This window comes from Treponema pedis (assembly GCF_017161325.1).
Taxonomy (GTDB): domain Bacteria; phylum Spirochaetota; class Spirochaetia; order Treponematales; family Treponemataceae; genus Treponema_B; species Treponema_B pedis.
In genome coordinates this window covers 632540-645216 of record NZ_CP045670.1, presented here as the reverse complement: position 1 = coordinate 645216, position 12677 = coordinate 632540, and the positions used below count along the sequence as shown (strand labels likewise).

At 35.0% G+C, this 12677-nt stretch carries 9 protein-coding genes, 5 tRNA genes and 1 other RNA gene; 12 read left to right on the top strand and 3 right to left on the bottom strand.

Going from position 1 to position 12677, the window contains the following annotated elements:
• Positions 1 to 70: 70 nt before the first annotated feature.
• The 7 genes from DYQ05_RS02835 (at position 71) to ffs (ending at position 1426) form a co-directional block, all read left to right on the top strand.
• Positions 71 to 556: a hypothetical protein gene (locus DYQ05_RS02835; RefSeq protein WP_024465881.1), complete on the top strand. Its 486-nt coding sequence runs from the start codon at positions 71 to 73 to the stop codon at positions 554 to 556.
• Positions 557 to 708: 152 nt separating this feature from the next.
• Positions 709 to 793, top strand: a tRNA-Ser gene (locus tag DYQ05_RS02830).
• 59 nt (positions 794 to 852) lie between these two features.
• Positions 853 to 939, top strand: a tRNA-Ser gene (locus DYQ05_RS02825).
• 22 nt (positions 940 to 961) lie between these two features.
• Positions 962 to 1035, top strand: a tRNA-Arg gene (locus tag DYQ05_RS02820).
• A 53-nt stretch (positions 1036 to 1088) separates the two neighbouring features.
• A tRNA-Ser gene (locus DYQ05_RS02815) sits at positions 1089 to 1173 on the top strand.
• 67 nt (positions 1174 to 1240) lie between these two features.
• A tRNA-Ser gene (locus tag DYQ05_RS02810) sits at positions 1241 to 1327 on the top strand.
• Positions 1328 to 1426, top strand: an RNA gene (ffs, locus tag DYQ05_RS02805) — signal recognition particle sRNA small type.
• A 41-nt stretch (positions 1427 to 1467) separates the two neighbouring features.
• Here ffs and DYQ05_RS02800 read toward each other — a convergent pair.
• The 3 genes from DYQ05_RS02800 to DYQ05_RS02790 are packed head-to-tail and all read right to left on the bottom strand — an operon-like array spanning position 1468 to position 4404.
• Complete coding sequence (locus tag DYQ05_RS02800) at positions 1468 to 2592, bottom strand: M16 family metallopeptidase (RefSeq protein WP_206183797.1); 1125 nt, start codon at positions 2590 to 2592, stop codon at positions 1468 to 1470.
• Positions 2593 to 2629: 37 nt separating this feature from the next.
• On the bottom strand, positions 2630 to 2944 hold the full coding sequence (locus DYQ05_RS02795; protein ID WP_206183796.1) for a hypothetical protein: 315 nt from the start codon (positions 2942 to 2944) through the stop codon (positions 2630 to 2632).
• A complete protein-coding gene (locus DYQ05_RS02790) occupies positions 2941 to 4404 on the bottom strand; it encodes a M16 family metallopeptidase (protein ID WP_024467931.1) in 1464 nt (487 codons plus the stop codon). Before DYQ05_RS02790 ends, DYQ05_RS02795 begins: the two co-directional genes overlap by 4 nt.
• Before the next feature lie 288 nt (positions 4405 to 4692).
• On the opposite strand from DYQ05_RS02790, the gene DYQ05_RS02785 reads away from it, so the two are divergent.
• From DYQ05_RS02785 to argS, 5 genes are read left to right on the top strand one after another with little or no spacing between them, the layout of a single operon-like run.
• Positions 4693 to 5850: a DUF58 domain-containing protein gene (locus DYQ05_RS02785; protein WP_206183795.1), complete on the top strand. Its 1158-nt coding sequence runs from the start codon at positions 4693 to 4695 to the stop codon at positions 5848 to 5850.
• The gene (locus DYQ05_RS13575) at positions 5834 to 7801 is read left to right on the top strand and encodes a transglutaminase-like domain-containing protein (protein WP_252723486.1); all 1968 of its coding nucleotides are present in this window, start codon (positions 5834 to 5836) and stop codon (positions 7799 to 7801) included. Before DYQ05_RS02785 ends, DYQ05_RS13575 begins: the two co-directional genes overlap by 17 nt.
• A 20-nt stretch (positions 7802 to 7821) precedes the next feature.
• A complete protein-coding gene (locus DYQ05_RS13570) occupies positions 7822 to 9591 on the top strand; it encodes a tetratricopeptide repeat protein (protein ID WP_252723485.1) in 1770 nt (589 codons plus the stop codon).
• A gap of 38 nt (positions 9592 to 9629) precedes the next feature.
• Positions 9630 to 10628 carry an AAA family ATPase gene (locus DYQ05_RS02775; protein WP_206183794.1) on the top strand — a complete coding sequence of 333 codons (999 nt, stop codon included), beginning with the start codon at positions 9630 to 9632 and terminating at the stop codon, positions 10626 to 10628.
• Between the two features lie 57 nt (positions 10629 to 10685).
• Entirely contained in the window at positions 10686 to 12458 is a 1773-nt protein-coding gene (gene argS / locus DYQ05_RS02770; protein ID WP_024468787.1) for an arginine--tRNA ligase, read from the top strand.
• The last annotated feature ends 219 nt before the right edge of the window (positions 12459 to 12677 follow it).

The window sequence follows — 12677 nt, the reverse complement described above, 5'->3', positions numbered from 1 at the left end:
ATCTGTTTCAATTCTATAAGATAAATTTTAAAAATTTGCAAAAAAATGTTTTGCAAAAAGGAGTATATGTATGAAACGGAAAAATATAGGATTTATTATCGGGACATTAATCTTTGCGATTAATTTTATAACCATATTTTCAGGCTGTTCTATGAAAAGTAAATTTCAAGGAGTGTGGGAGTTAAAAACCAGCAATGAATATCAAAACGGCATATTGGTAAACCCTAAAACATATCCTTATAAAAACGGAGATATTACCATATATAAGTACTGGTGTTTCACAAAAAGCGGCTTGTGTTATAAAGCAACTAAAATAGAGGGGGGTAAGGAGCCTGGACTTACACGCGGTCCCGCTTACTCTTATACCGTAGACGGAAATAAACTGATAATTGCAGCAGGTGAAGATGGTAGTTTTTCTTTTAATAAGGATTCTTTAACCATAACCGATGAGTATACAAAAACAAAAAACGGTGTTAAAACCGCTTATAAATTTGTTTCCGTATGGCAAAAAGTAAAGTCTCCTTCAGTTAAAGATATTGAAAACGCGAAAAGATAATATTAAAGAAGGTTAAATAAGACTTATGATGTTTTATCGGAGGGTTTTTATTCCGCAAAACCGTCCGATTTTTTATATATAAAATATATAAAAACTTCATTTACCTATTGACAAAACCGGCTATTTTAGGTTATCCTGCTCAGTACATTTTAGGAGCGATGGCCGAGCGGTTGAAGGCGGCGGTCTTGAAAACCGTTGTGCTGAGAGGTACCGGGGGTTCGAATCCCTCTCGCTCCGTAAGGTTTTACTGAAACCGGTATATGTAAACCTTAAGTCCATATTAGATGTGGAACTCTGGAGTGGTGCGAGAGCGGCCGAATCGGGCTCCCTGCTAAGGAGTTGTGCCCTTACGGGTACCGGGGGTTCGAATCCCCCCTACTCCGTGATAAAGTATTTTGTAATTTCGAGGCTATAGCTCAGCTGGATAGAGCGTCAGATTGCGGATCTGAAGGTCGGCAGTTCGAACCCGCCTAGCCTCATATAGCCGGCTATAGGATATTTTTGGTATCCGGACCGGCTATTTTTTTGTTTTGGAGAGATGCGAGAGCGGCTGAATCGGGCGGTCTCGAAAACCGTTGTACCGTAAGGTACCGGGGGTTCGAATCCCCCTCTCTCCGCTTTCTTTAATTCTTTAAGGAAGGCGGAAAAGACGGTCGGTATTGCATTTCGATAAACATTTTTTTTGGAGAGATGTCCGAGTGGTCGAAGGTACACGATTGGAAGTCGTGTGTGCCAGAGATGGTACCGAGGGTTCGAATCCCTCTCTCTCCGTCCCGGGACCTATGCAAAAAAGGTTTTTCAAACCCCGTCAGAGCCGGAAGGAAGCAGCGGTAGATTAATTCTTTTTGTGCCGTAGTGCTCCCGGGTTTTTGTTAAAAAAATGCTCCCGCCTAATCGGCGGAAGCAAGTTGCTATTTCTTAACGGTTCCCGTAAACTGCATAAATTTTGATTTGTCAACCTTTGAAAGGCCTTCCTTATCCGAAACTACAATCCAGCTTACTTTTCCGTTTACAAGATATTGATTTATAACTCTGACTACATCTTCGGCAGTAACGGCATTTATATTGTCAATAAATTTTAGATACTCGTAAGGGTTTCCGTGATAGGCATAGCTTATTATAATTTGTGAGGCTGCGGCTGCGTTTGTAAGCTGTCCGCTGAAAAATCCGTTTATAAATTTCGCTTTGTATGCTTCTATATTTTCTTCAATGGGAGCGTATTTCGGTCCGCTGGATTTTGAAACCGTTCCTTCGCCGCTTTTTATTCCCTGCCCTTTTAAGTTTATTGTTTTACCTGAGGCAAGAGTTGCAATAGCTTCATCAAAAGCAAGTTTTGCAACGGTAGGCTTATCCGATTTAAACACAACTAAGGAGCCGTAAGCCGCTTTAAAAGAATGAGCATTTGTCCAAACGGAATAACAGGCCGCTTTTTGTGTGCGTACAATTTCAAAAAGCAATTCGTCCAAGATACTGTAAGCCAGCCGTAAAGCGGTAAAATCTTTAGAATCAACCGGAGGTATTACGTAATCGCCGCGTATGTACGCTATACCTTCGGAATTATCGAAATTTTCAGTATAAACGTTTTGGGCAAAATCAAACGGTTTTATTTCAGGAACGGTATTTTGTTTTGCAGGAATTTTACCCAATGTTTTATTCAACTCTTTTACAAGTTTTGAAGGATTAAAATTACCTACTGCAACAATGAACATTCTTTCGGCGGTAAGTTTTTCGGAATGCCAATTTTTTAAATCGTCAATTGTTATATCCTTAATGGACTTTTCCGTTCCGTCTTTTTCTTTGCCATACGGGTGTCCTTTAAAAGAGCGTTCATGTAATTTTGTTACCGCAAAATGATAAGGGTCGCTCATATTTTTTTTAATAGCCATATTTGCCGAATGTTTTACGAGCTCCAGCTGTGCGGGGTCGAAAGAGGGATTTAAGACCGCGTCCGTGAACATATCAAGCATTGTATTCCAATACTTATCAATTGTAGATAAGCTGAGATATGATATATCTATTCCGGCGGAGGCACTCATACTGCTTGAATTTTCTACGGAGATTCTTTTTATGTCTTCAAATGAGTATTTTTTTTGAGCCCCGAATCATTGTAGAAAGAGTTAAACTTTCTAAACCGTCTTTTCCTTCAGGCAACATTGCAAGACCGCCGTTGTATACGACATTCATAGTAAAAATTCTATTTGTGTTTTGTCTTTTTACTATAACTGTAATACCGTTATCAAGCGTGTGCATGGAAATAAGAGGTACATTTGCTTTCATAAAATCACTTGCGGTTTCAATACCTTGCATTTGAACCGCAGGAGGCGTTGTTTCACACGAAAAGAAAAAAACGACGCTTATAATTGCCGCAATAAAAAATCTTTTTTTCATTTGTTTTCTCCCCACCAGAAGCAATTTTCTCTGGTTATAACTTTAAAACCTTCTTCTTTGAATTTTTCAGCTTCCCGTTTATAATCGTCCATATTCATTCTTACGATAATTATCGGCTGATTTTCCAAAACGTATGTTTGCAAAAATTTATCTATATCGGTTTTTGTAACCTTGTTCATATTGGTTAAATATTTAAAAAAATAATCGGCTGAAGAACATGACCACCAAAACGATAAGCTTTCCATAAATTTATCGGGTTTTTCCAAACTTAAAATCTGTTCGTCTTCAAGTTTACGTTTTACTGTGGTAAAGTCTTTATTTTCGAAATAAGTTTTATCGGCTACAGTCTTTTTTACTTCTTCATATATTGCGTTTTTAAAATTTTTTGCCCGTTCGGCTGTAGATGTTGAAGAATCAATGAGGGCTATGGAGCCGAAATTTATTTCTCCGCCGTCTCTTTGAGTATAATATCCAGCCCAAGTTTGGTCCTTTTCATATAATTTCGGAATAGCTGTAAATATATTGTTTTTAAATTTTCCGGTAGTTAAGCCGTAAAGCGTTCCCCATACATCCGCCGCATACGTAGAAGAGGGTTCTCGAATTACATCGGGACCTCTCATATACATATAAAAAGTTGAAAATCCCTGATAAAAGGAAGAATCGGGGTATACGAAATAGACCGGTTCTTTTACTGCCGGCCGGATTTGAGGTTCAGGCATAGGGTCCCAAGGGTCTTTGCCTTTTTCCCAATCTCCGTAATATTTTTTTACCTCGGCAAGAACTTCTTTCGGATTAACATCTCCTGAAACAAAGATGGCCGCATTGTTAGGGATATAATAAGTTTTTTGCATTTCTTTTAGCATTTCCTGCGTTGCAGCCCGTACAAGTTTATCATAACCGGCAACATCTCTTCTCCAAGGAAATTTCGGAAACATAGTTTTTGTGATAGTTGCGTAAATAGGGACTGTAGGTCTTGTTCTGTCTCCGTTTATTTCATTACAAACTACATTTTTTTCGATTTCAAGCTCTTCCTTATCAAACAGCGGGTCGCGCATTGCATGGGACCAAAATTCAAGCCCCTTTCCTGTTTTGCTTGACGGAAGTGTAATATGATACTCTACATATTCGGTTGAAGTGCTTCCGTTCCAGCCGGCTATCCCAAGTTCCGTCATAGCCGCAGAAAACTCCGTTTCGGTTTTATACCTTTTATTTCCTTTAAACAGCATGTGCTCATATAAATGGAAAATTCCGCAAGTCTCAGGTGTTTGAGTAAGAGCTCCACATCTGAATGTGATTTGAATCCTTGTAAGAGGTACGGCGTGATTTTCAAGCACGAATACCTCCAAGCCGTTATCCAGCTTAAAGAAACTTAAGCCGGGAATCGGTGTGGATTCTGCAAATGCGGGTGTTATCAGCATTAAAGCAATAAGTATAACCGCAAAAACTTTAGTACGTTTCATTTTATCCTCCATGAAAAAAATGTTAATTTGTTACAAATGCAATGATTTGAACAGCTTATAGTATAAATCGTATTTTTTCAGCTGTCAAGAATTTTTTTTATTTATTTTATATTTACTTCCGCAATTGAATTATTTAAAAAAAAATGTTACTATTTTACGGTGATTAAATTCCGTTTAACATCTTTAGGCTTTATATATTTACTGTTTTCCGTTTTGCTGCTTTTTTCAGGCTTAGTGCGGGGGGAAATCTTTTCGTCTGTTTGCGCCGCCGGATTAACTTTATATATTTTGCTTGCAATTATTTTTTTATCAATAAGTATATGTTTTTGGAAAAATGCGGTTTTTAAAATTGAAATAAAGAATAATGAAATATTAATTTCTCCTATTAGAGAAAAAAAAGCTTTTCCTTTTCTTTTGCCTGCCGTTATTCCGTTTTATTGTTTTGAATTTTTAACCGATAAAGACAATCTAAAAAGCCGAAGGCTTATATTACGTATTAAGCTTAACAAAACCGAAACTTCAGGAGTCATTCCGCAAAATGAACGAGGCAGGTTTTTTCTTAAATATGAATATGCGGAGCTTTCGGATATTGCAGGTTTTTTTTCGTTTAGGTTTTTACAAAGAGAAGAAAATATAAAAGAACTTTTTATTGAGCCGGTTATCGGTAAAGCGGAAGTTTTTGAGCTTCCTGAAATTTTTAATGAAACTTTTGATAATAAAAGCAATTTACGCAGAAATGATGAATTATATGATGTACGCCCGTACATACCCGGAGATGATACGCGTAAAATAAACTGGAAACTTTTTGCACATACTCGGGAGCTGTCTATAAAGCAAGGCGATTTTGTACCTCCTCCTAAACGGTTTTTTACCGTATATATTAATGAACCGGTTGTTTTTAGCGGAAATGAATTTTATAAAAACGCTTATGATGATTTTATAAATAAGGCCGCTTCTATTGCCGTTTTTTTATATGAGCATAATATTTCTTTTAATATTTTGTTTTATGATAATTTAACAAAGGTTTTTCAAACCGTAAGTATTTTTGCAGATGATAAAACGGGTCTTGAAAAGATAAAAAGAACTTTTTGCATTCCTCAAATTTATGTTGTCCGCAAAAATAAACAAGTTGAAAATTTTAAACTTCCGGTTTTAACCGATGAAAAGGACAAAAAAAATTGTTTATTGTGTTTTTTTATGCCTGACGATTTTATTGTGCAAAATTATAAATTTCTAATAAAAGCTTTTTCCGGTTATAAAAATAAATGCGCATTTTATTTCGGAATAAAGAAAAATACTAAAAAGTCTGAGGGCTTACTATATTCGTTTTTATTTAAAACACAACATGAAAAAAAATGTGAAGCGTTTACCGCCGAACTAAATGAATGCATTGAATTTTCTGCCGGAGAAATGCGTAAGGAAGGATTTTATGCTTACACGATTTAAAGTAATTTTTTTGTTTAGAAGTTTTTCGGTTTTATTGTTAAGCGTTATACCGTCTCTTTTTTTATTTGAGATTTTACCTCCCCTTATTTTACCTGTATGGAGCTTTATAATTTTTTTCTTGTGTTTTAAAGCGGAAGAAAAAAAAATAAAACTGTCGTCTGCAATATTTTTAATTTTTTTTACGGGGATTATATTTTGGTTTATTATTTTTTTTATTTGTAAAATAATTTCACTTGAAATATTCGATATACTTTATTTACGGCTGGGAATAATTATCCCGTTTTTATTTTTGCAAACTTTGTTTGTTTCGGCAACAACAGTTTTATTTTTAAAAAAAGAAAAATACCGCAGCTTTGAACCGGTGCTGTTTTTTATTTTATTCTCAAGTTTATTTTGGACACAGGAGAATTATTCGCTTTCCGTTTTTGACCGTTACATATATGCGGTGATTTTTTCAATCGTATTTTTATTATCCGAATTGACTCGTCTTTTTTTATCTTTTAAATTCGGAAAAAGGCAGATAAAATTTTTTCTTTTTTTGCTGCCCGCTTTAGTTTTTATTTTGTTTTTTATTGTAAAAAAATATAATGAAAATTCCGTTGTGAATCATGGCGGGCTTTTACAGCCTACTCTTTTTCAGTTCGACTTTTCCGATTATCTTACTCTTCAAGGTGAAATTAAAATGAGCGGCGACTTGGTTTTAGTTGCCCATTTTAACGGAGAGTTTTCTCATAATATGCTTCGGCGTCTATATCTTTCCGGCTGGGATAAGTCAAAAGGGTTTTATGAAAAAACCGCTCCGGATGAAAAACCTCAAATAACGGTTTTACCTAAAACCAAAAAAAATCTTCCGCATAAAAAATTTTTATTGCGTGAAACGGCGGAGCAGGAATATTTTTTTGTGAACTTATCACCTTCTTCTTTTATTGCAATGGATTATCCTACAAGTGTAATACCCTATACAATTTGGGATAGTAAAAAATTTAACGGCGGATATAAGGTAATAAGCGAGGCGGTGTATTCGTTTGCAGGAGATATTTACGGTGAAGCTCCTCCTTTAGGAAATGATGAAGAGGGATTAAGCCCGAACGATTTAAAATTTTATACTCAAATAGACGAAGATACTTTTTCACTCGTTAATCCGAAAGCAAAAGAGCTTACTCAGGATATTCCCGGTTATTTGGATAAAATACTTGCAATTAAAAACTATTTTACCGATGGAGATTTCAGATATTCGCTAAAACCTGGCAAAGCTCCCGATGGAAATCAATTAAAGTATTTTTTAAATGAAACAAAAAAAGGTTATTGTACTTATTATGCTTTTTCGTTTGCTTTAATGCTGAGAAGTTTAGGGATTCCCTCACGTGTTGCTGTAGGTTTTTTTGTTCAACCGGAATCTGAGGTTTTAAATTATTATCCGGTACGTGCAAATATGGCTCATGCATGGACGGAAGTTTTTTTTCCAGAAATCGGCTGGCTTAGCTTTGATGCGACTACACAACAATTGGCTTCAGGAGAAAATTTAAATTTTTCATTTAATCCGGGAGGAGATGAATTTAATTCTTTATTAAGTGAAATATTGGAAAATAGAAACGAGATACAATATGCCGAAGCGGAAGAAAAAGAAACGGAACAAACCGTTTCGGATTATATTAAAAAGTTTTTAAAAAAACATATCTCATTTTTATGGATAACGATTATTTTAATTGTGCTTTTTTTGTTTTTGCTGTATAAAATTTTCCCGTATGCGGTTTTAAAGTTTTCTAAAAATAATAGAAGGCGTGTTTTGACGGCAGGAATGATTTTTAATAAGAAAAAAAAGAAAAATACAAGTTTTAAAGCAATTGAAAAAATGAATGCTTTAGTAAAAAAAGCGAAGTTTGCGCCTTTATGTTCCGAACAGGACGTAAATGATGCTGTTTTAATTTTAAAAAATTCCAAATCGGAATAAAATAAAACGGAGGTTAAAAAGTGTTAAAAAAAGTATTTTTGCTTTTAGAGCTTATTTTTTTCGTTTCCTATTTTTATGCACAAACACCTGAAGAAATACTCTCCGTTTCCGATGAGGGCATTGCTGCTGAAAATTGGGAAAAAGCTATAAACAGCCTTCAAACAGGAATGAAAAAATATCCCGATGATTATATATTTCCTTTAAAACTTGGAATTATTTATTACAATAAAGGATTATATCAGCCTGCATATAAACTTTTTAAAAAAGGCTTACAGTTGGATAAAGATAATTCCGATTTTTTATTTTACTTGTCGAACACTTCCGCCGCATTAAATCAAAATGAAGAAGCCTTGCAATATCTTAAAAAATATTTATTATATGTTCCTGAAGACCGTTACGCCGCCGCAAATTACGGTTGGCTTTGTTTTAAATGTCATAAAGCAAAAGAAGGTATTGCATTTTGCTTGGATAATATAAAACGTTATGGCGAGCATCTTTCGGTATGCAACTCTCTCGGAACCTTATACAGCGAGATTTTTGATTATAAAAATTCAAAAAAATTTTATACAAAGGCAATTCAATATGCAAAAGCCGAAAATAAAAAATACTCCGCTTCAATTTACTATTACAATAAGGCAATTTTGGAAAGTTCATTTTATAATTTTGCGGAAGCTCTTGAAGATGCGGAAGCGGCATTAAAAATGCAGGAGCGCAATTCAAGTTATATGATGATAGGAGAGCTGGAGGCTCGAAGAAATAATTTTAAAGAAGCTCTTGCGGCATATACGGCGGCAGCGGCAATTGACAATACTCCTTTAGGTACTTTAAATGCCGGAAATATATTTTTATCAACCGGTAATTTTGAGCAGGCCGAGCAGCTTTTGTCGGGGATACTTAATAATACCGATGAGGCATGGATTTCAAACTACGGATTAAGCGTTAACGAATTTAAGAGTTCTATTTATAAATTTAAACAGGCATTGTATGAGCAAAAATATAATTTTGAAAAAACAAAATTGAGTTTAAATTTTTTCGATTGGATAAAAACGGTTTTTAATGGAATCAATTATAAATTAAAATATAAGTATTACGATTCCGTTTACAGAGTTTATTCGTTAAAAGTTGCAAAGGAATATAAAAAAGAAGGCAAACCTTTTTTAAATGACTCTTCATATATTTTACAGATAAACTCTCTTTATTTTGAAGCATTTAAAGATAAGGGAAATAAGCAGCTGAAATATTTTGAAAATGCCGAAAAAATAGAAACGGAATTTATTCCTAAAAGTGAAGGCAGTTATATTGCCGAAAGAGCTCTTATTGAAAAAGATTTAAAAATGCTTAATGACGGAATTTCTAAAATGAATCCTGAATGGGAAAAAGATTCCATAGGTAAACTATATGCACAAGGAGTAAAAATTGCAAACAAGCGTTCGCCTAAATTTTATTATTTGTATTTGGAGTCTCTTTTTGATATAAACCCCGCCGCCTTTTTACAATATGATATTAATTTGCCCGTTAAAATAAACATAAGTTTGCAAAAGAATAAAAGTGTAAAAATCTCCGAGAAAAAAATTTTTTCTATTATCAATTCCTCACGATTTAATACCGATTCAAATTCAAAATTTGAATTACAAATAAAATATCTTAATAGCATATTATCGTTTAGACTTTTAAATAAAAACGGATTTCCTTTATTTACTCAAAATTTTAATATAGAAAAATTGGATAAAACGAATTTTAAAAAAGCGGTGAACGGGCTTGTAAAAAAAATGTTTACAATAAAATTATAAGGTAGACAAAATAATGTTTTCGTGTATACTGTTTTATTATGAATACGAAGGAAATTATTGAAGAGTTAAAAAACGGTATAGGTAAGGTTATAAAAGGTAAAGATGAAGTTATTTCTATTTTTGTATCCGCATTTTTAACGGGCGGACATGTTTTGCTTGACGATATTCCGGGAGTGGGTAAGACTACAATGGTAAAGGCTCTTGCAAAACTGATTAAAAAAGAAGATACTTTATCGGAAGATAAAAGCGTAGTCTGTCAAGCCGAATTTAAACGTCTTCAATGTACGCCCGACCTGTTGCCTTATGATATAACCGGTGTGGATATTTTTAATGCTCAAACACAAACCTTTGAATTTATGCAAGGCCCCGTTTTTTGTGATATCTTTTTGGCTGACGAACTTAATAGAACACCGCCCAAAGTTCAGTCGGCGCTTCTTGAAGTAATGGAAGAAAGGCAGGTTACGGTAGGAAGAAAAACTCATAGGCTAAGCGATTTATTTTTTGCGGCGGCCACACAAAATCCTATAGAAACTTTAGGGACATATCCTTTACCGCCTGCACAGCTTGACAGATTTATGGTTTCTCTTTCCATAGGTTATCCCGATGATAAGGCCGCTCTTGAAATATTGCAGGGTAATCCGGGCATTCTAGCCTTGCAGGCTTTGGTTCCCGTCATAAATGTTTCGGATATTTATTCTTCACGGAAAGAGCAGGCTGATGTTTTTTGTCACTCGGCTTTACAAAAAGCAATTATAGAAATTTGCAATGCAACGCGTTCTCATCCGGATATTGAACTTGGTGCATCTCCGCGTTCTTCACTTCAATTTTTACAACTTGCAAAAACTGCGGCACTTTCTAAAGGTCGTTCTTGGGTTGAAGATACCGACTTTGAACTTATAGCTCCTGCCGTATTTGCACACCGCTGTATATTAAAAAACAGAAAAGTAAATGCGAAAGAGTTAATTTCGGAAATAACAAAGACCGTTTTACAAAAAATGGATAAAACCGTAAATTGGGCTGAACAAGGCCGGCCGTAAATTCTCTTTAATAAACCGATTGAAAAACCTGTTTAATTGTGTTATAATTTCCTTATTATGGAAGATATTAAAATAACTTGGCAAAAAATCATAGCCGAAAATTTAAATGCGATAAGACCCGACGCTTGTGAAGAAATTAAAAGCGAAAGTTTAAATATGGAAACGCCTCCGAATGCCGATATGGGAGACCTTGCTTTTCCGCTTTTTGTATTTGCTAAAACTTTTAAAACGGCTCCGCCTAAGATTGCGGCGGAACTTTGTTCGCGTATTTTAAATAATCCGGAATTAAAACAATTCGGAGAGCCCAAGGCAATCGGGCCTTATTTAAATGTTTTTCTTCCTAAAGGTAATTTAGCTTCCAATGTACTGAATAAAATTTTAACCGAAAAAGAAAACTACGGAAAAGTAAAAGCGCTTTCGGGTAAAAAAATAATGGTCGAATTTTCAGGCCCTAATACCAATAAGCCTTTGCATGTAGGGCATTTACGTAATGATGTATTGGGTGAAAGTATTTCGCGTATTTTGGAATTTTGCGGGGCTGAAGTTTTTAGAGTTAACATAATAAACGACCGGGGTGTACATATTTGTAAATCTATGATTGCATATCAAAAGTTCGGCGAAGGAAAAACTCCCGAAACGGAAAATGTAAAGCCTGACCGATTTGTAGGTGATATGTATGTAGCCTTCCATAAATACAGTAAAGAAAATCCTGAAAAAGCGGAAGCGGAAGCAAAACAAATGCTTTTGGATTGGGAAGCCGGCGATAATGCGGAGCTTATAAGCCTTTGGAAAACTATGAACGGTTGGGCAATCGAAGGTATTCAGCAAACGTATAAGCGAACGGGAATTTCTTTTGATAAACTTTATTTTGAAAGCCAAACTTATTTAAAAGGGAAAGACCGGATTTTAAAAGGTCTTGAAGACGGAATTTTTTATAAAGAAGAGGACGGTTCTATTTGGATTGACCTAAGTCCTATAAATTTGGATAAAAAGGTTTTGCTCAGAGGCGACGGAACTTCCCTTTATATAACGCAAGATGTAGGGACTGCAATTTTACGCCATAACGATTGGCCTTTTAATCAAATGATATACGTTGTAGGAAACGAACAGGAGTACCACTTTAAGGTTTTATTCTATGTTCTAAAAAAACTGGGATTTGATTGGGCGGACGATTTATATCATCTTTCTTACGGAATGGTAAATTTACCTGAAGGAAAAATGAAAAGCCGGGAAGGGACTGTAGTAGATGCCGATGATTTAATAAATTCTTTGCAAGACGAAGCTTTGAAAAAAATTACAGAAAACGGGAGGGAAAAAGAAGTAGGCGATGTAAGTACTGTTGCCGAAAATATAGCTGTAGGAGCCCTTCATTATTTTCTTTTACAGGTAAGTCCGAAAAAGGATATGCTTTTTAATCCTAAAGATTCTCTTTCGTTTACCGGGAACACGGGGCCGTATCTTCAATACATGGGGGCGCGCATTTCATCTATACTGCGTAAAGCCGAATTGCCTGAAAATAAAGAACTTTTAAAAAACGGAAAGCTGAAACCTGAGCTTCTTACAACGGAATCCGAATGGGCGCTTTTAAAAACTTTGGAAGACTTTTCCATTCAAGTTGAACGAGCTGCAGAGCGAAAAGACCCGAGCATTTTAGCTTCATATTTGTATGAAGTTTCAAAAGCCTTCAGCAGGTTTTACAGGGATTGTCCGATTCTTTCAGGAAGCGATGGAGATTTAAGTTTTACCCGCTTGGAGCTTGCACGAGCTGCAAAAACGGTATTGCAAAATGCAATGAGACTTTCGGTTATTCCGTTTATGGAAATAATGTAAATAAAACATAAACCGTAAAATTTACGACAATTTCTCCGTATGTTCCGTTCTAATATTTTTAAGTACGAAATATACGGGGAAGTTTTATTTTAAAGATATTATTTTAAAAAGTTTTACTCCGCTTTGTATATTCAATATAAAATTCCTAACCGAAATTTCTTAAATTATTTATTCTTTCTCTTAACCTTAAAACTTTATTTTATAAAAAATTCTAAAGAA